Origin of the sequence: Arthrobacter sp. OV608 (assembly GCA_900110595.1) — a bacterium.
Lineage (GTDB): Bacteria > Actinomycetota > Actinomycetes > Actinomycetales > Micrococcaceae > Arthrobacter.
In genome coordinates, this window is the sequence record FOEZ01000006.1 from 160,243 (window position 1) to 186,362 (window position 26,120).

Here is a 26,120-nt window from a genome sequence, read left to right on the forward strand (position 1 = left end):
GCTGGTCCTAGGCGGGAACTGCGACCCGCTCCGGTGAGGGGCGGCCGTCGGCAAACCACCGCGGGAAGGTGACATCGAACAGCTGCTCGCGCGCCAGTTCGGCGCCGCCGCGGAGGGGTTCGCGCTCGTCGGCTACGGAGAGGGTGATGGTCAGATCGCGGGTGGCAAGGGGCAGTGACAATTCGTAGACCCGCTGCCGCACTTCCGCCAAGAAGACCTCGCCGGCCGATCCCATGGCGCCACCGATGACGATGACGCTGGGATTGAACATGTTGACGAGGGCAGAAATGGTCTCGCCCGCCACGCGCGCCGACTTTTGAATCAAGGTGATGGCCAGGGGGTCGCCGGACCGGACGGCCAGGGTGATCTCCTCGAGGGTTAGTGCCCTCTTTTTGACTACCGCAGCCATGGAGCTGTTGGCCCCCTCCTTGATGGCCTGTTCCGCATCCCGGACCAGGGCCCAGCCGCTGGCTACGGCTTCCAGGCAGCCGATCTTCCCGCAGCGGCACTGGGCCGTGGAATCCAGGACCCGGACGTGGCCGATGTCACCGGCGGCGCCATTGGCACCGCGGTGGATCCTGCCCTGGGACAGCAGGCCTGCGCCGATTCCGGAGCCGATCTTGCAGTAGATAAGGTCCGCCAGGGAATCACGGCGGCGGGCACGCTCACCGAGGGCCAGCAGGTTGACGTCGTTATCCACCCAGACCGGCGCGTTGAAGCGGTCCTCGAACGGGGTCCGGACGTCGAAGCCGTTCCACCCGGGCATGATGGGGGGAGACACGGGCTGGCCGGAAGCAAAGTCGACCGGGCCGGGAAGGCCCACCACCACAGCCCAGACCGGCACTTTGGAGTTCTTTTCCAGCACCTCGTCCACGAGGGCCATGACTGCCTCAATGGTCTTTTCAGGGCCGCGGGATATATCCCAGCTGCGGTGCGTGTGCTCCAGGACGTCGCCGTCGAGCGCGGTCAAACCCACCCTGATGTGGGCCGCGCCGAGGGCACAGATGATGATCCGCCCCTGCTCGGAGCGAAAGCGCAGGGTCCGGGGCGCACGGCCGCCGGAGGATGCGCCGAAATCTCCCTCGCCGAGGAAGCCGAACTGGATGGCCTGGTCCACGCGCTGGCTGACAACGCCCCTGCCCAGGCCGGTAACCTTGCCGATTTCGGGGCGGGTGGTTGCTTCGCCCGTCCGCACCAGATTGACGATCCTCAGCAGGCTCGTCACTTCATCGGTCTGGGCTCCGAAACGGAGGGTGGACTCTGTCGTCATAGTTTCCAATTCTCACACATCAGGACCCACTAAGGCGCGGTTTGCCGTGACTATAGCCAGATGTTCCCGCACTTATGAATAATAGTGACAGAAGAAGGAGGGCGACGATGCCTTTGAACGTGGGGATTATTGGCTCCGGGCCCGGTGCCGCGGCGCTTCACCTGCCGGTGCTGGGGCGGCTTGACGACCTGTTTAATGTGGTGCACGTTGCCGATGCCGGAAGCGGGCGCGCCCGGGTCCTGGCTGAACGGCATGGTGCACGCTGGTCGGAGGGGGAGGCGGACCTGCTGGCAGACCCGGCCGTGGACCTGGTAGCCATCTGCAGCCCGCCCGGTGAGCACTCCCGCCAGATCCTGGCGGCACTCGCCGCGGGCAAGCGCGCCATCTTCTGCGAGAAACCGCTGGCCACCAGCAGGGAGGAGGCTGAACGTGTTGTCTCGGCGTGCAGGGAGGCAGGCGCCACCCTGCTGGTGGGGACGAACCATCTGTTCGACGCCGCATGGGGGCGCGCCAAGCACCATCTGGTGGCCCTGGAGGGCAGGGTGCAGGCCATCTCGGTAACGCTCGCGCTTCCGCCGAATGACAGGTACCACCGGCTGGTGGGCGAGGGCGGTCCCTTCCAAGGAGCCGGGCGGGGACGCCCGGACCTTGGCAACCCTGCCGTGGCGGCAGGAGTTCTCCGGCAGCTGCTGACCGGCCTAGCAATTCATGATCTTCCTGCGGTGAGGGACATTGCGCCGGGCATCGATGAAGTGGTCTACGCGCGGCTCGCTTCGCCGATCGGCTACCTGCTGGGGTACCGGGCCGGTGAAGTCCTGGTCCAGTTGGCGCTCACCATGCTTCCGGAGGGGCAGGATGCCCTGTGGCGGATGAGTATCGCCACGTCCCATGACCGCATCGAGGTCAATTTCCCGCCCGCCTTTGTCCACTCCGGAAGCGCTGCCACCAGGGTGCGGAGCGTTGACGGATTGTGGACGGAGTATCCGCGGGATGATGAGGACGGCTATGTGGCCGAGTGGCGCCTGCTGGCGTCGCTCCTTGAGGGAGATGCCCCTGTGGAGTACGACGAACTGTTGGCTGACGCCCTGTACGCCATCGATCTGGCCGACGCCGCTGCGGCCAAAGTTCTTGAAGGGGTGCCGCAATGAGTGAAGGCCTGGCGTTCAGCGTTTTCACCGAACTGCCTGCCTATACGGCGGCCGTCGCCGAGCTTCCCGTGAGTGCCGCCCTGGCGGAAAACGCGCATGGTGCGGTGGCGGTGGTGCCAGGAGCCGGCGACTGGTGGCAGGGGATGCTGGCCGCCCGCGCCGGGGGAGCGGCGGCCGTGGTGCTGGCCGATCCTGCCGTCCTTCCCCTGGGAGCCATTGACCTGAAGCAGTGGCCCGGGGACGTTCCGGTGATCGTTGAACGACCTCGCATCCGCCCGGATCTTGTAGCCGCCGCGGTTGCGGCACGGCGCGGCACCCCCGCCCGGATCATCACCGTTGAGTGTGCTGCCCCCGCTGCAGGCCTCGGTGCGCTCATCTGCGACGGCTTCGGCTGGATGCGGTCCCTTGCTGGCGGAGCGGTGGCATTTCAGTCAAGCATTGCCACAGTGCACAGCAGGATCGCACTCCTGCACGCAGGCGACTCCCAAGGCGGGACTGTTCCTGCCACCCTTTCGGCAACCGCCATCGGTGGTCCTCATGCCGGAGGCCTGCTCCAGGTGCTTGCCCTCGGCGAGGTGCGGACGGAGGTCACCGTGGACCAGCCCGCCGGGCTCGCCCGGGTGGAAACCGTCACTGAAGAAGGGTCTTTACGGGCTCCGGAACGCTACGAATCGTCAGCACGCCTGGCGCTCCGCCGGGCCTTCGACGCCTGCTTGGCGGACGGCCCGGCAACGGACCTGGCGGAGCTGCTCCACGACATGGAGCTGACCCGGGCACTGCTCGATGCGTAGGCAGAGCGTCCCGTCATGTCTGATACATACATTCTTATGTTGTTTTCTGACTAAAGTGCAGTATCATGGATAACGGCGCCGGGGTTCCTTCCGGACCCGTTCTCCGGTGTGATGGTGCGCCGGGGGCACACCACGTCGCGTCGACGGCCCGATCGTTCGGGTAGATCACTATGCCACTTTCGCCTTTGAGGCTCCGCCTCCTTGTTGTTGCCCTGCTCTCGGTCTCCTTCCTCGGGGCCCTGGACCATACCGTCGTGTCCACTTCGCTGGCCACCATCGCCGGTGAACTGGGTGCATTGACGCTCATGAGCTGGGTTGTGGTGGGCTACACCCTCGCCAGCACCGTGCTGCTGCCAGTACTCGGCAAACTCGGTGACGTGCTGGGAGCCCGCCGCATCTTTCTCTGCTCGCTGGTGATGTTCCTGGCCGCCTCACTGGCCTGCGGCTTCGCCACGGACATGGCCTGGCTCATTGCTGCCCGCGTGCTGCAGGGCATGAGCTCCGCGGGCCTGCAGCTGATGTCCCAGACCATCATTGCCCGCGTCACCACCCAGCGGGAACGGCCCCGCTACATGGCCATCATCGGCGCTGCCTTCCCGATCGCCATCCTGGTCGGCCCCGTCCTTGGGGGTGCCATCACCGACTTTTGGGGCTGGCAGTGGGTCTTCTGGATCAACATTCCGGTGGGGGCTGCGGCGCTGGGCCTGGCGCTCATCGCCGTACCCCATCTGGAGCCCGGCCCCATGCCCCGCCACTTCGACGTTGCCGGGGCGGCGGTCTTCACCACCGCCCTGGTGGCACTGGTGCTCGCCGTTACCTGGGCCGCCGAACGCAGCGCAGGCTTCGCTATGGCCGCCGCGCTCGCGGTAAGCATCGCCGGCTTTGCCGCCTTCTTTTTCATCGAGCGGCGCGCACCCGAACCCATAGTGCCGATCCACTTCTTCGCCAACCGGACCATCGCTGCAGGCACGGCACTCTCGGCGATTATCGGCGTCGGCCTCTTCTCCATTACCGCCTACCTGCCCACGTACTTCCAGATGGCCTACCAGACCACCGCCACCGTCTCTGGGCTGGTTCCCATCACCACGGTGTTCGGCATGCTCATCAGCAACCTGCTGACCGGATGGCTGGCCAGCCGGACGGGGCAGTACCGGATCTTCCCGATCGTGGGAACCATGATGGGGGCGGCCGGGCTTCTGGTGATGGCCATGCTGCCCGCGGGCCTTCCGCTGTGGGTTCCCATGATGGTGATGGCCGTGGTGGGGATGGGCACCGGAGCGTTTATGAGCCTGATTGTGGCGGTTGTCCAGGGCGCCGCCCCGGCCAGCCAGACCGGCACCATTACGGCCACCATCAATCTGGTCCGGCAGGTGGGGTCCACCGTGGCGACGGCGGTCATCGGCGGAGTGATTGGCTTCGGCGTCGCCGCGCTCCTGCCGGCAGGACTTGATGCTTCCACCCTGACGCCGCAGCTGGTGCACGCAGCCGCGCCTGCCATCCAGGCCAGCGTGGCACAGATCTACAGCTCAGTCTTCACTCCGATCTTCATTGCCTTGGCGGCCACCTACGCGGTGGGGATTGTCGCGGCGGTCCTGCTTCCGCACGGCCGCCTCTCCGACGACCCCGTTCCCGCTTCCACCACTTCCGAATCCCTCTCGGCCTGATTTCAAAGGAGACATCATGTCCAACCCCACCATTGCCATCGTCGGCAGCGGACCCATCGGTTCCACTTACGCACGGGTGCTCCTGGAGCAGGTCCCGAACGCGCACGTGGTGATGTTCGAAGCCGGACCGCAGCTCACCGGTGTCCCCGGCGAGAGCGTCCGCAACATCCCCGATCCTGCCGAGAAGGCGCGGGCCCGGGAAATGTCCCAGGGGCCGCAGGCCGGCGCCTACCGGGAATCGCTGGGCATTCCGGCAGGCACCGTCACCGAGGGCATGTTTACCGCCCGCCAAGGCACCCACCTCCTCGACTTCGGCGGTGCGGGCTCCGCCCACGCCCCCTCCTTCCCGGCCGCCGCTGCGGCCACCAACGTGGGCGGCCAGGGCACCCACTGGACCTGCGCGACGCCGTCGCCCGCCTTCAGCGAAAAGCTCCCCTTCATTGCCAACGACGAGTGGGACGGCCTGATTGAGGACGCCAAGCAGTTGCTGCACGTCCACAGTGCCGCGTTCGCGGACTCCAAGGTCGGTGAAGCCATCAGGTCCCTCCTCGACGAGGAGTTCGGTGCGGAACTGCCGGACGGCTACGGGGTGGGCACCCTTCCCGTGGCCGGGGACCCGCAGCCGGACGGGTCCGTGCGCTGGGCGGGTGCCGACGTCGTCCTCGGACCGCTGATCGACAAGGACACCCCGCTCTCGAAGCAGTTCGAACTCCGAGACCTCACCCTGGTCCGCCGGGTGGAGCTGGACGGACAGCGCGTCACCGGCGTCACCGTGCAGGACCTTCGCACGGGGGAGACTTCCTTTGTGGCAGCCGACATCGTGGTGGTGGCCGCCGACGCCTTCCGTTCGCCGCAGCTTTTGTGGGCCTCGGGCGTCCGGCCGCAGGCGCTGGGCCACTACCTCACTGAGCACCCCGTGGTCATCTCCACGGTGGCGCTCGACGCCGAAAAGATGGGCCGCTTCGCCACGGACGAGGACCTCAAGGCTGAGCTGGCCCGGCGTGCGCTGAATTCCGCCGACCCGGTGGCAGCCGTGAACCGCATCCCGTTCTCCGAGCCCGAACACCCCTTCTCGGTCCAGGTGATGTACACCGAAACCACGCCGTTCCCCATGGAGCCGGGCACCCCGTACTCCGAGAACCGCTGGGGCTACGTCAACATGGGCTACGGCCTGCGCAAGCACCCGCGCTTCGAGGACGCCGTCACCTTTGACGACAACGAGCCGGACTACCGCGGCTTCCCGAACATGACCATCGACTACGCGCTCACCGAGCGGGAGGAAACGGAGATCGCCCAGGCCACGGAACGGCTGCGCCGCGCCGGCAAGGCCCTTGGCGTCTTTGTTGCCGAGCCCCGGCTGATGCCCAACGGCTCCAGCCTGCACTACCAGGGCACCATGCGGATGGGCGCCACCGACGACGGCACCTCGGTGGCGGATCCGTGGTCCAAGGTGTGGGGTTACGAGAACCTGGTGGTGGGCGGCAACGCCCTGATTCCGACGGCGACGGCGATGAACCCCACCCTGATGAGCGTCGCCATCGCCGTGCGCGGCGCCCGGAAGGTGGCCGAGGAACTGGGTTCCTGACCCATGCGCATGGTAGAAAGGCGGCCGCTAAAAGGGCGGAACGGCGGGCACGGATAACCTGTGGGTATGAAGAACCTGGACCTGAACCTGCTGCCCCAACTTCAGGTCCTGCTGGAACTGCGCAACATCTCCCGGGCGGCGGAGCGGCTCCAGCTCAGCCAGCCGGCCACCAGCGCGGCGATGGCCAGGCTCCGGCGCCATTTCGACGACGAGCTCCTGGTCCGCAACGGCCGCACCTATGACCTCACGCCCTTTGCCCAGTCGCTGGTCCCGCTGGTTGATGAAGCCATGCTGCACGTCCAGCGGGCCACGCGGGTGCGGTCCGGGTTCGACGCCGCCACCAGCGAGCGGGAGTTCATTATCGCCGCCTCGGACTACGCTGCGGCGCTCATCGTCGGGCCGCTGCGCGGAATCCTGCGGGAAGAAGCACCGGGCGTCTCGGTGGACTTCGTCCCCACCGCCGGCTCCGGGATCCAGGGCCAGATGGCTGACTACTCCAAGATCGACCTGCTGGTGGGGCCCACGGGGTACCAGATGCAGGGAGCCAGCAAGCAGCTCTTCCGTGACAGCTTCGTGGCCGTGGCCGACGCCGGCAACCCGCTGCTCCAGCAGCCCCGCCTGACCCTCGAAGACCTGACCGCGGTGCCGCACGCCGTCGGCTATTTCGGCGAGGGCATCAGCACCCCGGCGGACAAGCTGTTCGAGTCCCGGGGCATCCAGCGCCGGGTGGCGGCCGTGGTGGCCGGATTCCTGTCCCTTCCGCTCCTGGTTGAGGGCACGGACCTTGTGGCACTCGTCCCCCGGATGCTGGCCGGACGGGCGCAGCGCGGCGCGGACATCGTGGTGCTGGAGTTCTCCGGCGGGACCGAGGCGTCCCTCGTGGAGGCCATGTACTGGCACCCGTCCCAGGCGGAGGACCCGGCGAGCGTGTGGCTGCGGTCCGTGGTCCAGCGCTCCTGTGCCAGGCTCCACGAGCTCTTCCCCGTGGATACCCATCCGGTGGCTATCCACGCGGCGGATACCCCATAAAGCCGCGGCTTGTACCCGCTGCCGGAGGGGGTACCCTGCATGATTCTCCCCCTGTGATGGGGTGGTTGCGCAGCCGTAGACTCGTGCTGACAGCGAGCCGGGCAGCGACCCGGGCAACCCCATAAGGAGGACTGTTATGCGCAATGTAACCACCAGCCCCGAGGCGGCCGCCGCCGCACAGACCCTGTTCCGGGTGGGCCTGGGAGGCGTGCTCATCGCCCACGGATCCCAAAAACTTTTCGGCTGGTTCGGCGGGGGAGGCGTCGAAGGCACCAGCAAGGGCATGCACGCCATGGGGTTCCGTCCCGCAAAACCCAGCGCCGTCCTCGCGGGTGTGGGTGAAGCAGGAGCCGGTCTGGCCTTGGCCTTGGGGCTGGCCACTCCTGCCGCCGGCGCCGCTGCCGCCACCACTATGGGTGTCGCCGCCAGCGTCCATGCCCCGAACGGCTTCTTCGCCCAGGAGGGCGGCCTCGAGTACCCGGCCGTGCTGGGCCTGGCAGCCGCCGCTTTCACGATCGGCGGCTCCGGCCTCTACTCCCTGGATGCGCTGACCGGCCACGTCCTGGACCGGCCCTGGATGCGGATCACCGCTTTGGCCGCAATCCCCACCGCCATTGCCATCCAGGTTTCCCGCCGGCGCAAGGCCCTCGCCGCAGACGCTGCAGCACCGGCCGCAGACACTCCTGCGGTCATCTCGACGGACGAGGGCTGAACCTGTCCCCATGAGTATCCACGCGGCGGATACCACCTAGACCCAAGACGCCGTTCCCCTTCCCGCCCGCGGCCACCGAGGGCAACCTCCTCGCTCCCGACCATCCGATGCGGACCATCGCCGGCAGCATCCCGCTGGGCCGGATCGGGGCGCCCGAAGAAGTGGCAAAGTGCGGCCTGTTCCTCGCATCGGACGAGGCCTCATACGTCACCGGCGCCAACCTGATGGTCGACGGCGGCTGGTCGGCTGTGCTGCCGGGCTAACTGCCACCCCTTCCCCAACTAGGTAGCGCTAAGTGTCGTTTTGACGCTCGAAAACGACACTTAGCGCTACTCAGTTGGGTGGGGGGCGGTCAGCGCAGGGCGTCGGAGACCGACTTCGCGCCGCCGTGGGATGTCTGGCCGCCGTCCACCGGGATCTCGGCACCCGTCACGAAGGAAGACAGCGGGCTGAGAAGGAAGAGCACGACGGCGGCCACCTCCTCCACGGTCCCGGTACGTCCCAGCGGGGTTTCGGCCAGGGTGGCCTGCCGGAACTCAGGCTTGGCACCCGCCGTCATGGGTGTTTCGATAAAGCCCGGATGGACCGTGTTGACCCGGATCCCGCGCGGGCCAAGTTCCATGGCTGCCACCTGGGACAACCCGCGGAGCGCCCACTTGCTCGCGGTGTAGGCCACTGGATAGTGCGCCGTGAGCCCGGCAACAGAGCCGACATTAACTATGGACGCTCCGCTGCCCATCAAGGGCGTTAGCGACTGGATTCCCAGCAGGCTGCCGGCCACGTTCACTTCGTAAACCTTCTGCAGGTCGGCCACTGACGCCTCCAGCAGCAGGCTTCGCTGGGTGATGCCGGCATTGTTGACCAGCCCGTCCACCTGCCAGCCCTGGGACCGGATCCAGGCAGCGAGGCCGGACCACCCGGAGGCATCGCCCACGTCCAGTTGCCGGTATATCAGCGCACCGGCCGAGGCCGAATGCTCCGTGCCCAACCCGGCAGGCATGTCCGCCGCCAGGTCGGTAGCGATCACCCGCGCCCCGGCCTCCGCCAGCAGGCGCGCCTCCTCGGCACCCTGGCCCTGCCCCGCGCCGGTGACCACCACCGTCCGGCCCTCAAGTTGAAGCGAAACCACCCTAGATCCCGGACGGAGCCGCAGCGGCCACCCGGTTGCGCGGCCGGGTCCGGGCCGGAACCCGGGTCACGGCCTCGCGCCGGGCGCCCACGGTGTTCTCGATACTGCCAATGCCTTCCACCGTCATCCGGACCACGTCGCCGGTTTTCAGCGGCGGCGGAGTCTGCGAACCGTTGCGTCCCCAGAGTTCGGCCAGGCAGCCGCTGCCGCACGTGCCGGAGCCCAGCACGTCGCCGGGCCGCACCACCGAGTCCTGCGACGCGTAGGCCACGAGCTCGGCGAACGGCCAGCCCATGTTGGAGAGCAGGTCCTGGCCGATGAGCTCGCCGTTGACCTCAACAGCCATGGAGATCGGCAGGAAGCCCTCGGCGTCGTGCCGGTCCTCGAACTCGTCCGCCGTGACAATCCAGGGGCCGAGCGTGTTGGCGAAATCCTTGCCTTTGCACGGCCCGAGGCTGACCTTCATCTCGCGGCGCTGCAGGTCCCGCGCCGACCAGTCGTTGAGCACGGTGTACCCGAAGATGTGCCGGTGCGCCTCCTCCGCGCTCAGGTTCCGCCCGTCGCTGCCCGGAACGCGTCCGACGACGGCAGCCACTTCCGTTTCAAAGTCCAGGTCCGTACAGCCCGCCGGAATACCGATCACCTCGCCGGTGCCCGTCACTGTGTGCGGGTTGGTGAAGTAGAAGGTGGGCGCCTCGTACCATTCGGGCACCACGCCGGCCACGCCGTCGATGCTCTTCCGCACGCCTTCGACGTGTTCTTCGAACGCCACGAAGTCGCGGATGGTGGCGGGCACCAGCGGGGCGAGCAGGCGCACATCCGCCAGTGGAACGGCGGCAGCGGAACCGATGACCTGACGGGCACGTGCCAGGGTCTCCTCGAGTCCCGCGTCGAGCAGCGTCTGGACGGACTGCCCTGCCGGCAGGGCAAAGCAGTTTCCGCCGTCCACAAAGCCGGACTCTGTCCCGCCGTCGTGATCCCAACGGGCAATCTTGACCATGTACGTGTTCCTTATGCGTTGCGTCGGGCGGCCAGGGCGGCCGCCGCGGTGATGCCCAGCGTGCGTGCGTTGCCGCCCAAAACCCGGGTTTCGTCGTCGGATGACAGGCTGGTAGCCTGCACCTCGTCCACGGGAAGGTCGGAGCCCATGTCGAACGGATAGTCCGAGCCCAGCAGTACCTGGTCCGGACCGGCCGCGGCTACGAGAGCCCGCAGTTCCGCGGGGCTGTGGACGAGCGAGTCGAAATACAGCTTCTTCAGGTAGGACGACGGCGGCTGGGCACAGCCGTGTGCCTCGGGCCGGACCTTCCACGCGCGGTCCGAGCGGCCCAGGGTGGTGGGAAGGTAGCCGCCGCCGTGCGCTGCCACAATTTTGAGCTCCGGGCGCCGGTCCAGGACGCCGCTGAAGATCAGGTGGGACAGGGCCACCGCGTTCTCGGCGGGCTGGGACACGGTGTTGGCAAGGTAGAAGCGGTCCAGCCGCTCATCCAGCGAGCAGCCGAACGGGTGCAGGAACACCAGGGCGCCCAGCTCCTCGGCCCGGCTCCAGAACGGCTCAAGGCGGGGGTCGGACAGTTCCACGGTGCTGCGCTCCGGGGCCCCGGGAGTAGCGGCGAACGAGCCGATTTCGACGCCGAGCAGTCCGCACTCCAGCACGGCATGCTCCAGGGCTTCCACCATCAGGGCAGGGTGCTGGAGCGGGACCAAGCCCAGGCCATTGAGGCGGTCCGGCGCGCGGTCCACAAATTCGCGGACCGCCTGGTTGGCGGCCTTGACCAGTTGCAGGGCCAGTTCCTCGCCGGCGAAGTAATAGAAGTGCGACGGCGACGGGGAGACCAGCTGCACGTCCACGCCTTGAGCATCCATGTCCGCGAGCCGGCGGTCCAGGTCCGTCAGCTGAGGCCAGCGCTCCTTGATCATCCGGCCCGAAGCCGCCATCGATTCCGGTCCGTTGCGCCGCACCTCCAGGGCCTGCTGCGCGCCGAAGCCCTCGGGATCGGCCTCGGCCACGAGCTGCTGCAGGGCCGGAAGCAGGATATGGGCATGGACGTCAACGGTGGGGGCTTGAACAGAATCGGTGCTCATGCGGGTTCCTTAACGAGGCTGGAGATTGAATGCATGAGGCCGGGCACATTGGCATCCCGGACGCCGTCGAGCATCCATTGACCCAACTGGACGGACGCGTTAACAACTGCCTTTGCCCTGTCCAGGCGGCGGTCGGTGAACTCTTTCCAGAGCGTCTCCGTAACGTCGTCGGCACTGATCAGGAGTTCGGCAAGCACAGCCGCATCCTCCATCGCCATGGCAGCACCCTGCGCAATAGTGGGCGGGCAGCTGTGCGCGGCGTCGCCGATGATGACGCTGCGGCCGCGGTTCCAAGGGCCGTCCACCAGGTGGGTGGTGAACCACGTGTAGTTGATGCGGGCGCCGTGGTCCAGGTTGGCGCGGATCTCGTTCCACGGTCCGCCGTAGGCTGCGGCGAGTTCAGCCATGATGCGGGGGCCGTCCTCGTGCTTGCGCTCCTGGGCCTTCTCCACCAGGTAGGCGTAGATGGTGTCAGGACCGGTGGGGCAGTAGCCGGCAATGAAGCACGGGCCGCCGTAGGTCAGGTCCGTGCGGACCACTTCCTCGGGGCGCTCCACGAAAGCACGCCAGATTCCCATGCCCGTGGACTGGGGTTCGACCTCGATGCCGATGGCCTTGCGGACGGCCGAGTGCAGGCCATCGGCGCCGATCAGCAGGTCGTAGGTGGCGCTGCCGCCGTCGGCGGTGCCCACGGTGACGGACCCGCCGTCGTCCGTTATTCCGGTGACGGTCCTGCCGTAGCTGATGCGGGCGCCGGCCTTCTCGGCACGTTCGCGGAGGATGGCGGTGAGGTCCGGGCGGTACATGCCCATGGTGGCGGGAAGGTCCTCGCCGCCGGTGCGGATGTCTTCGAGGACGGCGATGACGGTGCCGGCGGGGTCCGGGGCGCGCAGGCCCAGGGTGCTGAACCCGTAGCCCTTCGCCTCCACCTGGTCCCAGACGCCGAGCTGCCGGAGCACCCGCAGGGCGTTGCCCTGCAGGGTGATGCCGGACCCGAGGGTCTGCGGGGCGTCCGCCTTTTCGAGGATTTCGACCTGGATTCCGGCGTCGGCCAGGAGGATGGCTGCGGCCAGCCCAGCGGCTCCCGCCCCAACGATTCCGACGTTCTGTACTGCTGCCATCGCTGACTCCTTTGTATTGACGGCGATACTGCTGGTGATTGTTGCTGTTTTAACTGAAGCTACCGGACGGGGATTACCGGACGGCGATCGGGTTGACCGGTGATCCGACTGCCCCGGTGATGGGGAGCGGGGCTGCCGTCAGCAGGAAGTCGTACCTGCCGTCCGCCGCGCACGCCTCGGCCAGTCCGTCCGGGTCCCACATCTCGCCCAGGAACAGGCCAAGGTTGGGGATCGCGATCTGGTGCAGGGGCTGGAAGGCGGCGTCGAACTCGTTCGGACGGACCTCGAAACCCCAGGTGTCGGTGGCGATCCCGGCAATTTCGCTGCGGTGCAGCCAGGGCGCGGTAGTAAAGGACAGCCCCGGGGCTGATCCGCCCGCGTAGTCGCCCCAGCCGTCACGGCGGACCCGGGTGTACTGGCCCGTGCGGATTATCACGATGTCGCCCCGGCCCACGGTTGAGCTGGGGCCTTGGAGTTCGATGGTCCGCTGGAGGTGTTCCGGGGTGATCGCGAATCCGTCCGGCAGTTCGCCGTCGTTCCTTCCCAGCTCGGGGCCGAGCGCCCGGCCGACGTCGAGCAGCACGCCGCGGGTGACGATCTTGGCGGCGGCGGTTTCGATGCCGGTCAGCAGGTCGCCCTCGGAGGTGACCACGTCCCCGGCGGCGCGGCCGTTCCAGGCCTTGCCCTGGTCGAAGATGTGGCCCAGGCCGTCCCACTGCGTGGAGCACTGCAGCGGCATGGCGATGACGTCGTCCGCGCCGCCGAAGCCGTGCGGGAAGCCCTGGTTGCCGCGCTCGGCGTCTACCCCGGTGTCCGTCATGGTGTGGACGGGGTTGGTGCGGCGGCGCCAGCCCTTCTGCGGGCCGTTGGTGTCGAACGGCTGGGACAGCGAGAACGCCTCACCGGTCGTCACCAGTGCCGCGGCCTCGACGCGCTTGGCTGCGTCGATGAAGTTCAGGGTGCCCAGGACGTCGTCCTGGCCCCAGCGACCCCAGTTGTTGTGGGCCTGCGCCATCGCCCGGATGCTGCCGAGCGGATCCTCACGCCGGATAACCGGGGAATCAGTTGATTCCCCGGTGCCGGTTGGTGCTGTGTCCTGGGTGGTCACTGGACACCTTCACGTGTGGTTTCGTCCTTGCAGTGGATGAGCTGGCTGCCCAGCCCGGTGATGGTGCCTTCCATAACGTCCCCGTCCTGGAGCAGCCGGCCCCAGTGCTGGCCGTTGCCGGCGGGGCTGCCGGTCAGCACCAGGTCGCCCGGGCGCAGCGGCATGATCTGCGACGCTTCGCTGACCAGCTTCGCCACACCGAAGATCATGTCCTGCGTGGACTCGTCCTGCATGGCTTTGCCGTTGACTTTCAGGGTGACCTGGACGTCCTGCGGGTCGCCGAAGAACTTGGCTGGGACCAGCAGCGGCCCGGTGGGCAGGAAGCCCGGGGCGTTCTTCGCGCGGTACCAGTCCGAACCGATGGCGGGCATGTCCTTGCGGAAAACGTACTCGCGGGTGGTGATGTCGTTGACCATGGTGTAGCCGAACACGTGCTCCAGGGCCTCCTCGGGGGTAACCCGGAACGCCGTCTTCCCGATCACCGCCGCCAGTTCCAGCTCCCAGTCGTGGGACTTGGAGTAGGACGGCAGGGTGAGGTCGTCCGTGGCGGACGCGATCGCCGTCGGGAGCCCGATGAAGAAGTACGGCGTGCCCTGGCCCGCGCGCTTGTCCATCATGGCGGCGGTCTTGGCGCGCACTTCCTCCTCGTCCTCGCCGGGTTCGCGGTGGGCTGCGGCAAGGTCGATGACGTGCTTGCGGTAGTTCGCGCCGGTCTGCAGGACCTGCGCGGGCTCCACCGGAGCAAGGATTTCGACGTCGGCCAGGGCCAGGCCGGTGTCCTTGCCGGCCGAGGCGGCCAGGCTGTCCAGCTGGGGTTCAGTGGTGTCCCAGTGCTCGATCAGGGAGTTGATGTCCCCGTCCAGCGGCAGGACCCGGCCTTCAACCAGCAGTCCGGCGCGGGCCTTGGCGTCGCCGGCTTCCTGGAACCGGATGAGTGCATAGGTTTCAGCCATGGTGTCTTAGCCCCGGCCCTGCTTGGCGTACGGGTTCAGGAGGGCTTCCTTCATTTCCGGTGAGGCGCCTTCCTCGGTGGCGGTGAAGCCTTCGGCCGGCGGGAAGGATTCGGTCATGGAGTGCGGCATGGCGCCGTTCTTGTAGAAGTTGTTGGAGCCGAGCGAGGGCTTCCAGGTGTTGGCTTCCCAGTCCGGGACGTAGTTGCGGTAGCCGCCGGAGTTGAGCTCCACGCGCAGGCCGGAGGGGTCGCGGAAGTAGAGGAAGTTCTGCTCGCCCACGCCGTGGATGGAGGGGCCGTATTCCATGGGGGTCCCGTTTTCCATCATGACGTCAGCGGTGCGGAGCAGGTCCTCGGTGGCGTCCACCCAGAAGGCGATGTGGTTGACACGGCCGGCGCGGCTGGAGGTGTCAAGGACAACGCCGAGGTCGTGGGACTTTTCGTTGGTGGTCAGCACGGAGAACACGGTGATGGGTGCTTCGTCCAGGTCCACGAACGCCATGACGCGGAAACCGAGGGCTTCGTTGTACCACTTGGCGAAACCGCGGACATCGGAGGAGGCTACGGTGACGTGGTCCAGGAAGCGGGGGGCGGCGGCGTGGCTGCTGCGGCGCTCCGGCCGGTCCGGGTAGGTCGATTCGAAGCCGGGCTCGGCCAGGAACTTTTCCACGTCGTAGAACAGGCGCATGTGGTGGCCGTAGGGGCCGGTGAATTCATAGGCCTTGCCGTAGCCGTGGCCGCCGGCGGTCCAGGAGCCCTGCACGCCGGTCGCTTCGATGCGCTGGGCTGCGGCTTCAAGGGCTGCCTGGGAGTTGGTGCGCCAGGCCATCCGGCCAAGGGACGCTTCGGCGCCTTCGGTGATCACCAGGCTGTAGCGGTAGTAGTCGCCCCAGCAGCGCAGGTAGACGTTGCCGTCCACGCGGTCGATGATGCGCATGCCGAACTTTTCCTCGTAGAACCGTGCCGAGGCTTCGACGTCCGGGGCGGTGATCTCGAGGTGGGCAAGATGGGAGAGTGGAGTTTCCACGTTGAAGTCCTTTTGGTTACTGGCTGCTGTGGGTTTGGTGCAGGTCCTGTAACTACTGTGAGGCACTTCATATATTTGGGGAAGGCGAGTTTTTCGATATCAACTATCCGTCCCACCGATATCTCCCGGCTGCGACGCTCTCTCACTTAATGCGCTTAAATGCCCAACGCCCGCTCACTTTCTTTAGGAAAGTGAGCGAGCGTTGGCCAAAATGGCGCATCAAGTGAGAGAGCGTCCCGGGTGGCCGCGGTTACTCCTTGCCGAGTTTGGCGGCCGAGGTCTTCTCGCCGGACACGCTGTTCAGGGCGCGGAGGTCGAAGATGCCGTTGATGTCCGCCTGCTTGGTGGTGCCGGCAGTGACGCCGTCGGCCAGGAGCTTCTGGTAAGTCCCGGCGAGCGGGTCCACGGTGAACACGATGTTCTTCAGTGACCGGTCGATCACATCGGCCTTCAGCTCTGCACCGGCGGCTTCCTTCAACGCTGCATTGATGACACTGGCCTTCTCGCCGTCGGCTGCCTTGTTCAGCCACTCAACCGACTTCACGTGGCCCTTCAGCAGCGCTTTCACGGTGTCCGGGTGGTCGGCGGCAAACTTCTGGTTGACGATCAGGATGGTGGTGGGGAACTCGCCCGGTTTGCCGGACAGCGAGCCGTCCCACAGGTCTTTTTCGTCCACGAGGACCTTGGCGCCTGCGGTCAGAACCAGGCGGGAGGCCCAGGGCTCAGGCAGCCATGCGCCGTCGAGCTTTCCGTCCTGGAACAGCTTCAGGGTTTGGGCGTTCTCGGTGGGGTTGATGGCGACGTCGCCGCTGCCGTCCACGTTGGTCTTGTAGCCCTGCGCGGTGAGCCAGGCGCGGAGGGCCACGTCCTGGGTGCCGCCGAGCTGCGGGGAGGCGAGGGTCTTGCCCTTGAGGTCTGCCGCGGAGTTGATCTCCGGCTTGACCACCAGCTGGGCGCCGCCGGCCGCAGCGCCGGCGATAATGTTGATCGATTCTCCGCCGCTCTTGACGAACGAGTTGATGGCAGGATTCGGGCCGATATAGGTGGCATCGATAGCGCCGGCGTTCAGGGCTTCGATGGCGGCGGGGCCCGCGTTGAACACCTGGGTGGTCAGTTTGGTGTCGCCGAGTTCGTCGGCGATGTAGCCCTGGCTGACGCCCACCAGGGCGGGGGCGTGCGTGACGTTGCCGAAGTATCCGAGCTTCAGTTCGGCGGCGGGGTTGCCGGAAGGAGCGGTTTCCTCGGCGGCGGCCGGTGCACCGCTGCCGTTGTTCACCGTGGCGGCGACGGCCGCGCCGCCTCCCACCAGGGCCAGGAGGACGGCGGCGATGCCGATCTTCTGCCCGAGCGGACGCTTGGGGCGGGGGGACTGGCCGGCCACGATGCGTGTGGAGCCTTCGTGGCTCTCCGGGCTCTTGTTCGAGGGGTCTGACATGGGAAATTCCTTTGCTGGGGCGGGTGCTGGAATGAGAGTACGGAGCACCCGCCGGCGCCACAATCAACCCCGACGCCGGCGTTCACGCAGCGTCGCGAACGCTCAACAGGACGTAGCCCGGCGTTACGGAACGTCTTGGGAAGACATACAACAAAGGACGTACGACGGCGGAACGCGGCTTAGTTGCCGCGGAAGGTTTGGCGCGGTGGTTGGGAGCGCCTGCGGATGAAGTATTCCGCCACGGCAAGGTTGATGACCCAGGCGGCGCCCATCAGCAGGGCCCTGGTTGTTGTGTCCGGCGGGCTGGAAAGGAGTTCGGGCACGATGAGGATCAGGGCCTGCGTTCCGGCGCCGAGGCCAATGGCGTAGGCCCGGGTCATCCAGGCCCCATGCTGCGTGAAGTCGCGGCGCAGCACGGCGCGAAGTCCCAAGACGAGGCTGACGGCCATGGCGGAGCCGAAAACGAGCCGAAGGACAAGCAGCAGCGCACCGTCGCTGGGCGGCAGGGTGTAGAAAACCGTCATCCACAGGCCGGAGAGTGCGGCGAGCAGGCCTGCCGGCAGGAGGATCCGCCCGGTCATGCGGTGCCACCTGCGCTTGCGCCCGCGAAGTGACGGCACGAACTGGAACGCCCCGAGCAAGGAGTACACCGTGACGCTGATGATGTGGACCACCACCGGCGCCGGGGAGTCGAAAAACCTGGCGTTGCGCTCTGTCACTGCCCCTCCGCCAGTCAGTTCGGCGAGCCGGGCGGCTCCGGCCACCACCGGGATGAGGCTGAGGAAGATCAGGCCGGCGGGAACAAGCCACTCCGGCCGGCGTCGGTGCGTGACCGCCGGTGCCTTCGTCTTGGAGCTTTGTTCTGTGGTGTGCATTGTTCTGCTCCTTCGATGCCAACCGGCTCGTCCGACGGGGCGGACCAGACGCGTTGTGTAGGGTGGCAAGGTGTACGGCGTACACCTGCTAAAGCTAAAGATAGGTGTACGCCGTACACTGGTCAAGGGGTTCCAAGCAGAGCGGAAGGACCAAGGGCATGAGCAGTCAGGGCACCGCCCCGCGCGTGCGCCTCAACCGCGACCGCGTGCTGCAGGCCGCCGTCACGCTGGCTGACGGGATAGGGATCGCGCCGCTCAGCATGCGCCGGCTTGCACAGGAGTTGGACGTGGTGCCGATGGCGCTCTACAAACACGTGGCCAACAAGGACGAGCTCCTGGATGGAATGATCGACGTGATCATCACCGAGATCGCTCCGCCCGCCACGGGCCTGGGTTGGAAGGACGTTGTCCGGGGCAGGATCCTCTCGGCCAGGAGCGTGCTTCAGCGTCATCAGTGGGCCCGGCAAGTCCTTGAGACGCGTACCAACAAAACGCCGGGCGTCCTCGCCTACATGGACTCCTTTATCGGGATGTTCCTCGACGGCGGTTTCTCGGTGGACCTGACGCATCACGTGATGCACGCCATCGGCAGCCGGATGTGGGGCTTCACGCAGGAACTGTTCGACGAGCCGGTCAACCACAATGACGCGGGTGCCGCGGACGCGGACGATGCTGCCCGGCAAGCGATGTTCCAGGAGATGGCCAGGCGCTATCCCCATGTCCTGACCATCGCCATGGCTTCCGCCCACGACCCGGCCGGCGTCGTAGGGCAGGGCTGCGATGACCAGTTTGAATTCGAGTTCGCGCTGGACCTGCTGCTGGACGGAATCGACCGGCTGCACGCCCAAGGATGGACGTCGGTGCGGGCGCAAAGGCCCGCGACGACTTAGCTGGGTTCAGCGGCTTTAAACAGTGGAGTGGCACCGCGACCGCAAGGGCCGCAGCACCACTCCACCGTTGAAATGCCTGGGATCAGCTGCCCGCGGGCGCCAGCCGTGCCTGCTGTACGGCCGCCTGCTGTACCGCCGCCGGGGTGAACCGGGCTCCCGTATCGGGGAACGCCGGCACCTCGATCCGCGCGTGGGTGTGGACCTCCTGGACTGTCCTGCGGGTGTGCTCGGCGATCTCTTCCATGGTGGCCACCCACATGCCGTCCATCCCCTTGACCCGCTCGATGAGCCGTTCCAGGGCGACGGCCTTGGAGGGCCGGCCGGAGATGAAGGGGTGGTTGGTGAGGACGAAGCAACTGCCCTGGGCGTGGTGCGCCTCCGCCTCAAGCGTCCACATTTCGAGGACCTTGGCGGGGCTTTCGATGACGCCACTGCCGGTCACACCGGGGTAGAACGCGTACTGCTCCCAGTCATCCAGCGTCCAGTCCACGGGAATTTCCACGATGTCCCGGGAATCGCCCGGGGCGACGCTGAAGCGGTAGGGGGCGTCGCCGTCGAGCAGGCTGGAATCGTAGAGGAAGCCGCGGTCCGCCAGCAGCGCCGGGGAGTGCCAGTTCAGCTCCCACCAGGGTGCCCGGTAGCCTACCGGCTCCACGCCGGCGGCTTTCGCGAGCGCCTCCAGTCCGCGGTCGATGTACCTGGCTTCGGTCTCTGCGTCGATTCCCTGCATTGGCTCGTGCAGGTAGCCGTGGTGCGCCACCTCATGTCCGGCGTCCACTATCCGCCGGACGGTGTCCGGGTAGCATTCGGCCGTGAAGCCGGGAACGAAGAACGTGGCGCGGATGTCCTGGCGCTGGAGGATCTGCAGCAGCCGGGGAACAGCCACCTTTGGTCCGTACGACTGGTGCGTCATCAGGGACATCCGGCGGGTGCTCTTGGGATCGTGGGCGATGGTGCAGGATTCGGCGTCGACGTCGAACGTGAAGGATGCGGCCGCGCGCTTGCCCTCGGGCCAGGTGATGGGGTGGGCGGAATCGGCGAATGCTTCAAGGGTCATGATGGTCCTAGCGTTACGGGAAGTGCGGGCGAGAAGGTCAGAGCGCTGCCGGCGTGCCGGGAGCGGATGCTCCGGTCAGCTCGGGAGAAAGCTCGGCTGCGGGAGCCGGGGCATCGATGAATTTCCGGTGCATCTTCGGACCCAGGATGGCGTAACTGGCGGCGCTGGCAAGGCCGCCGGCGAGCCAGGACAGGTCCCAGCCGCCCAGGGCCACGGCGATGGGGCCCTGCATGGCGGGAACGAGCCCGTACATAAACAGCCAGGTGGCGAAAATGCCCACCAGGAGGGAGGTGACGCCCGCCCAGTTGACGCCGGGAAGCCGCCTGGTGCCGACGCCGTCGAACAGCCTTTCGGGATTGCCGGGCCAGCGCTTGTCCACCCAGAAGTAGTGCACCAGCATGACGCCACCCCAGGCGGCCACCCAGGCCACCAGGCCGATGAGCCAGGCGTCCAGGACTGCAGCGAAGTCCTCCTGGAAGATAAAGAAGACGACGGCGGCGAGCGAGAAGACGCCGACGAACAGGTTGAGCTTGCGGCGGCTGATGGTGATGTCCAGTGCCTGCGTGGCCACCGAGAAGGTGTAGATGTTCAGGATGTTGGTGGCGATGGGGCCGTGCAGCACCATCAGCAGTACCGGCAGCGCCATGACGCCGAAGTTCTGCACGATGAGCTTGCCGGGATCGATCTCGCCGCTGTTGGTGGCCAGGCTTGCGCCGAGCACGCCGAGCCAGACGACGGGGATGAACTGGCCCAGGACGGAGGCCAGGTAGACCTTCTTCTTGGGAACTTCGGTGCTGACGAACCGGGAGTAGTCGGCCGCGTAGGTGAACCAGGTGATGCCCCAGCCGATGCCGATGGCGGTCATCACGGCGCTCATGGCGGCGATCCGCTCGGACCCTTCGAGGATGTTGCCTGCGGGGCCGGCGTAGCCCCAGTCGATCTTCATGCCGAACCAGGCCACGGCGGACATCACGGCGAGGATGATGATGGTGGGCGGGACCGTCCACTTTTCAAAGGCGGCGATGGCCTTGTAGCCGAACCAGGCGATAGCCACCTGTGCGGCCATGATTGCCGTGGCCACACCGATCTTCCAGGCGTAGTTGTGGGCCGTGGGATCCACCCAGCCGAGGGTGCCGAACAGCGCCATGACCAGGTCCAGGATGATCCAGGTGTTCACGGCGCACCAGCCAATCACCAGGAGCGCCTGGATGGCTGCCGGAAGGTAGTTGCCGCGCCGGCCGAAGGCGGCCCGGGCCAGCACCATGCCGGTGGCGCCGGTCTTCTGGCCGAGCAGGACGAAGCAGCCGAAGAGCAGCATGCCGATCAGGTTGCCCAGCACCAGGACCGTCACGGTATCAGCGAAACCCAGCCCCAAGTGGATTCCGAGGGCGCCCAGGACCCAGTTGATCGGTGCCAGGTTGGCGCCGGCCCAGATCCAGAACTGGCCTGAAACCTTGTGCGTGCGCTGGGATTCCGGGATTGGCTGGAGCCAGGCTTCGACGTCTTCCACATGGGTGGACTGCTCGATTCCTGGGCTTGTGGGTTGTTGTTGCATCGAAGCCTCTTCGTTGAGGGGATGGGGATTCTTCAAGATTATGTGTCAGGGACCACATCCACCATCTACAATGTGTCTTGAGCTTTCCCCTTCTATATGACGGAGTGTCATGCCAGTCCGATTGGAAGATGTGCTTCGGCATTCCACCGTTGTTGCCGCCGATCCCGTGGTCCGTGCGGCGGCTGGGGCTGTCCCGAAAACCCAGCTCCGCTGGATCCACTCGAGCGAGGTTTTGGACATTGCGTCCCTGCTGGGCGGCGGCGAACTCCTGCTCACGGGAGGCCAGGCCCTTGCCTCTGCCTCCGATGAGCGCCGGACGGGCTACATTCGTGACCTTGCTGAGCGCGGGGTGGCGGCGCTCGCCGTCGAGACAGGAAGTGTGCTGCCATCTATTCCTTCGTCGATGATTGCCGCTGCCGAGGAGGCCGGCCTTCCGCTCATTGAGCTGCGCCGTGTGGTGCCCTTCGTCGCGGTGATGGAGGCAATCAACTCACAGCTGGTCAGCCAGTCAGCCGCCCAGCTGCAGCAGGCGGACCAGGCCAGCCATGCCATGGCGGTGGAGCTCGCCCACGGAAGCGGCCTTGACCGGATCCTGGCGGTCCTCGCAGCTGCCACGGGCTCTGACGTGGTGCTGACGTCCACCGCCGGAGTGACGCTGGCCAGTGCAGAGCCGAACGGGCACGTGAGTGATTCGGAACCTCCCGTCATCGGCGAGGACGCGGGCGAGGCCGGAAGGACCATTCACATTGAGGTCCCTGTGCGCGGGATACCTTCTGCCCGGTTGACCCTGTATGTGCAGGGTGACGCCGATGTGAACCTCGCGAGGATAGCCGGGAACAGGTCCGTGGACATTCTTGCCCTGGCACTGTTGCAGCGGATGCATCCCGGTTTGAAGGAGATGGCCGGGGCGGCCTTGATCCGGGCCATAGATTCCGGCAAGCAGAACTGGCGGCTGCAGGAGCTGGGGCCGGCAGCGGGCATTCCAGTCTCTGCCCAGGTGGTGGCCGTAGTTGTCCGTTCTCCGGCTTCCAAACAGCTCCGAAGGAATGTGGAGCACCTCCTGGATCCGGGCGGGCAGCACGGCGCCAGCTATGCGGACAACGCGGAACTGCTGGCCCTCGCTGTCCTCCGCCCAGGGAACGCGCAGGATGAACGGCAAAAGATCGTTCACGGCCTGCAGTCACTCGAAGTGCCGGAGGGGACGGTCAGTGCAGTAGGTCCGGTGGCTTCAGGGATCTCCGCCGCGCCCTGGTCGGTCGCCGAGGCGCGGCTGACGCTGGAACTTGCTGCCGACGTCGGCCGGTCCAGGCCTTCGGCAAGTACACCCGCGCAGGTGCTTGATGCGCAGGCGTTCGCAGTGGAACGCTTGGCGGTCCAGGCGATGGATGAGGCCCGGCGCCGCGATTTCGTCAGCCAGCAGCTGGCTGCCGTTCTTGCCCACGACGCCGATCGGCACTCCCAGCTGGTGGAGACGCTGCGGGTTTGGCTGGACTCCGGGTGCAATACGGCGCAGGCAGCGCGTGAACTTCATGTGGAGCGCCAGTCCATGCACCAGCGGCTGCAGCGGATCTTCTCCCTGTGCGGCGGCGACCCCCGCGGCACCGGCCGGCTGGCGGCCCTGCACCTGGCCACCCGCCTCGCCGCGCTTGAGCCTTGACAGTCCAATTCATGCCTGCGAACCGTTTGGAAGCGTCAGATGGTCGCTAAGACGGCGGCGCCGACTGCACCGATGGGCTGCCCGGCAGGCACAAGCCGGACGCGTTGCCCCAGGGCAAGCCCTGCAAGGAACGGTGACGCGTCGTCAGCGCGGGTAAGTTCCCGGCGGAGTCCGCTCATCAGCGGTTGGCCGAGGGCGTTCAGTCCGCCACCGATGTAGATGGCGGAGGGGTCATACGTGAGCCCGAGGATCCGGATCGCCGCAGCGGCGGCCTGGAAGAACCGGTCCCGGATTTCTGTGGCCTGTGGATGGCCGGCGAGAGCCGCCTCGAACAGTGACACTGCCGGCCATGGGCCCCCGCCGTTCCACTGGCGTGCGATGGCCGATCCGGACGCGAGCATTTCCAGGCAACCCGTCTGGCCGCAGGGGCATACCTCGGCATGTAGGTTTGTGGGCAGGTGCCCTATCTCGCCGGCCGCCCCGGTGGCTCCCCGGACCAGCGAACCATTGCTGACAAAACCGGCCGCCAGGCCTGTCCCCAAATTGAGGTAAGCGCTGGACAGTCCTTTGGGGTTCTGGCCCTTGGAGAGCAGATGGTGAGCGCCCAGCGCGGCGGCGTTGACGTCGTTTTCGACGTGGACCTTGATCCCCAACTCCCGTTGCGTCAGTAGGCCCAATTCCAGGCTGCAGACCCGGACATTGACCGCATTCGATACGTGCCCGCTGGAGGTATCAACCGTGCCCGGGATCCCGATGCCTAGGGCAGCCACGGAATAACCCGCCAGGACATCCGCGCTCCGCAGCTCTTCGATGACCTCGAAGAGCGTGCGAAGAAGCTCCTGGTTTCCGTGGCCGGACGGGACGCGCAGGGTGTGCAGAATCCTATGGTCGGCGTCGATGGCAACGGCTTCCGTCTTGGTTCCGCCGATGTCCACACCGATCGTTACCGTCGGCAGGGCTGATGGCACGGAAGCGCTCGAGTCGGGCATCCCTACTTCCTCGGGTGGTCGTCGATCCGGACGAGGTTCCGGCCACGCATGGTGTAGAGGTAGCCGTGCTCGTCATTGGTGATGTGCGATCCGCTGTACCAGCCGCCGTTGGTGTCCGCGAGCACGGTTGCCACCTCGAAGGTCTTGGGATCGAAACGGAACACATTGGTGTCCGAAACGCCGTAGATCACGCTGCGGTTGGTCACCAGCGCACCGAAACCATAGGACAGGGAGCTGATGTCGGCCCGGTGCACCAGTTGCTGCGTAGGGATGTCAATGACGAAGATGCCGCCCTTGCGGGTCAGCCCGTAGAGGTTCCGTCCCTGGATGGCTAATGCGGAGATGCCCGCTCCCATCCCGGGTTCGATCCGCCAGAGCTCTTTGCCGGCAATGGGATCGAAGGCGACGATGGTGCCCGGGCCGTCCAGGGTGGGGAGGCCGCCGCCGAGGTAGGCCACGCCGTCGCGGGTGGCCACCGCCCGCAGGAGCTGGCGGTTGTCGATCGGGTTGATGAAGCACTGCTTCGCCCCGGTGGCGGGATCGTAGGTCCAGAAGGAGCCGCCGCCCTCGGTGTCGGACTGCGCGGCGACCAGCATGAGCTTGTTGACGTCGTCCCAGCAGACGTCGAGCGGCCGGTTCTGCGCGCCCGGAAAGTCGGCGGCCTGGTGGATCGGCTGGCCACTGAGCGGATCGTACTTCCAGATGCCCTGCGAGCTGTACTGGCCCGTGTAGAGGACTCCGCCCACGATGACGGCGTCCTTGGCCTCGCCCTGGGACTGCAGGTTGACCACCTCACCGGTGGCGAGCGAGTGGCGCGCGATCACTCCGTTGCCGCCCACGTAGGCGAAACCCGCGCCTGCGGCGATGCCCATGACTGTCTGAGGGGTGGCGGACGCCCCGGCTTCACCGAGGTCGGTGACTGCCATGCTTCCTGTGCCGGGGTTGATCTCGGCCACGAAGCCGTAACCCGAAGTTGCCAGGATTGTATTGTTCCTCGCATCCACACCCCAGATCTCGCCGAGGGAGGGGCCGTTGAGCGTCAACTGCGAGATCGTGTTCGTTTCGGGGGAGTAGGCACACAGGCCGGTTTCGTTGGCGAAGTAGACCTGGTCGCCGATGCTGGTGAAGTTCTTGGCGGTCTTGCCGATGGACGTCGCCACGGCATAGGAGGTGAGGTTGTCCAGGTCCAGCAGGGCAACTTTGGACTGCTGGGTGGACGCCGCGGAACTGACCAGGAGCTTGTCGCCGAGGATGGCCAGTTCACGGATACTCGGATCGGCCAGCATCTCCGGCGGGGTGACATTGGCGAAGGTCTGCCCGGCCCGGTTGTAGGCCCACAGGCACGCGCGGCCCGCGCTCCCGCCGCCGCCAAGGGTGCTGCCGGCACCGAAGAAAACCGTGTCATTGGTGGCGACAACCGCCCGCGCCAGGGTGGCCCCCGTATCGGGGATCCCGAGGCTGATGACCTGGCCCGTCGCTGGATCGTACTCCCACAACGCCGGTCTGGTGGCGCTCCCGCCGCCCACCGCGTACAGGCGGCCGTCCGGGGCCACGCTGAGGTCGCGCACGTCGCGGTCGCCGATCCGGCCTATCGGCGTGGCCTTGGCGGACAGGGCGGTCAGGTCCCAGCGGTAGAGGTTCGGCAGAGTGCCGGCGGTGTTCTGCAGGACGCCGGCGTAGAGGTAGCGCCCGCTGGAATCGGCGGCCAGGGCCTGGATGCTGTAGCCCGTGTCCAGCACGGTCTCGCCGATTACCTTGCCCGAGGGGACGTGGAAAGCGATGATCCGGACGGGATCAAGGTTGCGGGAACCGATGTAGACGATGTCGCCTACCAGGAGCGAACTCATCAGTGAGAACTGGACCACCGCCGGTCCGAGGTCGACGATGTCGGTGGTGCCGGCTGCGGGCGCCGTGCCCGCGGCTGCTGCCGGTCCGGACGTGGTCAGGCCCAGTGCCGCCGCAAGGCCGACTGCGCCGCCTGCCTGGAGGATGGACCGCCTGCTGATATGGGAGATCTGCATTGAACTTCCTTTGCTTCGAA

General features: G+C 66.8%; 23 protein-coding genes. 9 read left to right on the forward strand and 14 right to left on the reverse strand.

The features are described 5' to 3' along the window. Nucleotides 1–7: 7 nt before the first annotated feature. Complete coding sequence (locus BMX78_RS10370; protein ID WP_091419169.1) at nt 8–1,270, reverse strand: ROK family protein; 1,263 nt, start codon at nt 1,268–1,270, stop codon at nt 8–10. 107 nt (nt 1,271–1,377) lie between these two features. On the opposite strand from BMX78_RS10370, the gene BMX78_RS10375 reads away from it, so the two are divergent. The 7 genes from BMX78_RS10375 (at nt 1,378) to BMX78_RS10405 (ending at nt 8,462) form a co-directional block, all read left to right on the forward strand. Next, complete coding sequence (locus BMX78_RS10375; RefSeq protein ID WP_091419170.1) at nt 1,378–2,418, forward strand: Gfo/Idh/MocA family protein; 1,041 nt, start codon at nt 1,378–1,380, stop codon at nt 2,416–2,418. Further along, entirely contained in the window at nt 2,415–3,209 is a 795-nt protein-coding gene (locus BMX78_RS10380; RefSeq protein WP_091419172.1) for a hypothetical protein, read from the forward strand. Before BMX78_RS10375 ends, BMX78_RS10380 begins: the two co-directional genes overlap by 4 nt. A 185-nt stretch (nt 3,210–3,394) precedes the next feature. Then, nucleotides 3,395–4,873, forward strand: coding sequence for an MFS transporter (locus tag BMX78_RS10385; protein ID WP_286138900.1), 1,479 nt, complete (start codon nt 3,395–3,397; stop codon nt 4,871–4,873). A gap of 16 nt (nt 4,874–4,889) precedes the next feature. After that, nucleotides 4,890–6,458 carry a GMC oxidoreductase gene (locus BMX78_RS10390; protein ID WP_091419175.1) on the forward strand — a complete coding sequence of 523 codons (1,569 nt, stop codon included), beginning with the start codon at nt 4,890–4,892 and terminating at the stop codon, nt 6,456–6,458. A 66-nt stretch (nt 6,459–6,524) separates the two neighbouring features. Continuing rightward, entirely contained in the window at nt 6,525–7,487 is a 963-nt protein-coding gene (locus BMX78_RS10395; protein WP_091419176.1) for a LysR family transcriptional regulator, read from the forward strand. A gap of 136 nt (nt 7,488–7,623) precedes the next feature. After that, a complete protein-coding gene (locus BMX78_RS10400; protein ID WP_091419178.1) occupies nt 7,624–8,199 on the forward strand; it encodes a DoxX family protein in 576 nt (191 codons plus the stop codon). 107 nt (nt 8,200–8,306) lie between these two features. Beyond that, nucleotides 8,307–8,462 (forward strand): SDR family oxidoreductase, encoded by a 156-nt coding sequence (locus BMX78_RS10405; protein ID WP_502686285.1) that lies wholly within the window; start codon nt 8,307–8,309, stop codon nt 8,460–8,462. A gap of 89 nt (nt 8,463–8,551) precedes the next feature. Here BMX78_RS10405 and BMX78_RS10410 read toward each other — a convergent pair whose 3' ends face one another. From BMX78_RS10410 to BMX78_RS10450, 9 genes are all read right to left on the reverse strand, one after another. After that, nucleotides 8,552–9,328 carry an SDR family NAD(P)-dependent oxidoreductase gene (locus BMX78_RS10410; protein WP_091419179.1) on the reverse strand — a complete coding sequence of 259 codons (777 nt, stop codon included), beginning with the start codon at nt 9,326–9,328 and terminating at the stop codon, nt 8,552–8,554. Nucleotide 9,329: 1 nt separating this feature from the next. Then, on the reverse strand, nt 9,330–10,328 hold the full coding sequence (locus tag BMX78_RS10415) for a fumarylacetoacetate hydrolase family protein (protein ID WP_091419181.1): 999 nt from the start codon (nt 10,326–10,328) through the stop codon (nt 9,330–9,332). 11 nt (nt 10,329–10,339) lie between these two features. Then, complete coding sequence (locus tag BMX78_RS10420; protein WP_091419182.1) at nt 10,340–11,413, reverse strand: amidohydrolase family protein; 1,074 nt, start codon at nt 11,411–11,413, stop codon at nt 10,340–10,342. Then, nucleotides 11,410–12,534 carry an FAD-dependent monooxygenase gene (locus tag BMX78_RS10425; protein ID WP_091419184.1) on the reverse strand — a complete coding sequence of 375 codons (1,125 nt, stop codon included), beginning with the start codon at nt 12,532–12,534 and terminating at the stop codon, nt 11,410–11,412. Before BMX78_RS10425 ends, BMX78_RS10420 begins: the two co-directional genes overlap by 4 nt. 73 nt (nt 12,535–12,607) lie before the next feature. Then, nucleotides 12,608–13,642, reverse strand: a complete 1,035-nt coding sequence (locus tag BMX78_RS10430; RefSeq protein WP_091419185.1) for a cyclase family protein — start codon at nt 13,640–13,642, stop codon at nt 12,608–12,610. Continuing rightward, a complete protein-coding gene (locus BMX78_RS10435; RefSeq protein WP_091419187.1) occupies nt 13,639–14,595 on the reverse strand; it encodes a fumarylacetoacetate hydrolase family protein in 957 nt (318 codons plus the stop codon). Before BMX78_RS10435 ends, BMX78_RS10430 begins: the two co-directional genes overlap by 4 nt. Nucleotides 14,596–14,601: 6 nt before the next feature. Continuing rightward, the gene (locus BMX78_RS10440) at nt 14,602–15,621 is read right to left on the reverse strand and encodes a VOC family protein (protein ID WP_091419188.1); all 1,020 of its coding nucleotides are present in this window, start codon (nt 15,619–15,621) and stop codon (nt 14,602–14,604) included. A gap of 250 nt (nt 15,622–15,871) precedes the next feature. Beyond that, nucleotides 15,872–17,056 carry an ABC transporter substrate-binding protein gene (locus BMX78_RS10445; protein ID WP_091419190.1) on the reverse strand — a complete coding sequence of 395 codons (1,185 nt, stop codon included), beginning with the start codon at nt 17,054–17,056 and terminating at the stop codon, nt 15,872–15,874. A 179-nt stretch (nt 17,057–17,235) separates the two neighbouring features. Beyond that, nucleotides 17,236–17,931 (reverse strand): DUF2306 domain-containing protein, encoded by a 696-nt coding sequence (locus tag BMX78_RS10450; protein WP_091419192.1) that lies wholly within the window; start codon nt 17,929–17,931, stop codon nt 17,236–17,238. Between the two features lie 158 nt (nt 17,932–18,089). Here BMX78_RS10450 and BMX78_RS10455 point away from each other — a divergent pair, with 158 nt between their 5' ends. Continuing rightward, on the forward strand, nt 18,090–18,821 hold the full coding sequence (locus tag BMX78_RS10455) for a TetR/AcrR family transcriptional regulator (RefSeq protein ID WP_091419193.1): 732 nt from the start codon (nt 18,090–18,092) through the stop codon (nt 18,819–18,821). Nucleotides 18,822–18,903: 82 nt separating this feature from the next. Here BMX78_RS10455 and BMX78_RS10460 read toward each other — a convergent pair whose 3' ends face one another. Next, on the reverse strand, nt 18,904–19,878 hold the full coding sequence (locus BMX78_RS10460) for a polysaccharide deacetylase family protein (protein ID WP_091419195.1): 975 nt from the start codon (nt 19,876–19,878) through the stop codon (nt 18,904–18,906). A gap of 37 nt (nt 19,879–19,915) precedes the next feature. After that, nucleotides 19,916–21,433: a purine-cytosine permease family protein gene (locus tag BMX78_RS10465; protein WP_091419196.1), complete on the reverse strand. Its 1,518-nt coding sequence runs from the start codon at nt 21,431–21,433 to the stop codon at nt 19,916–19,918. Nucleotides 21,434–21,542: 109 nt separating this feature from the next. On the opposite strand from BMX78_RS10465, the gene BMX78_RS10470 reads away from it, so the two are divergent. Then, nucleotides 21,543–23,090 carry a PucR family transcriptional regulator gene (locus BMX78_RS10470; protein WP_091419198.1) on the forward strand — a complete coding sequence of 516 codons (1,548 nt, stop codon included), beginning with the start codon at nt 21,543–21,545 and terminating at the stop codon, nt 23,088–23,090. 35 nt (nt 23,091–23,125) lie between these two features. On the opposite strand, the gene BMX78_RS10475 is transcribed toward BMX78_RS10470, so the two are convergent. Together BMX78_RS10475 and BMX78_RS10480 are read right to left on the reverse strand one after the other, a co-directional pair. Then, nucleotides 23,126–24,079, reverse strand: coding sequence for an ROK family protein (locus tag BMX78_RS10475; RefSeq protein ID WP_091419200.1), 954 nt, complete (start codon nt 24,077–24,079; stop codon nt 23,126–23,128). A gap of 2 nt (nt 24,080–24,081) precedes the next feature. Then, entirely contained in the window at nt 24,082–26,100 is a 2,019-nt protein-coding gene (locus BMX78_RS10480; protein ID WP_091419201.1) for a twin-arginine translocation signal domain-containing protein, read from the reverse strand. Nucleotides 26,101–26,120 lie beyond the last annotated feature (20 nt).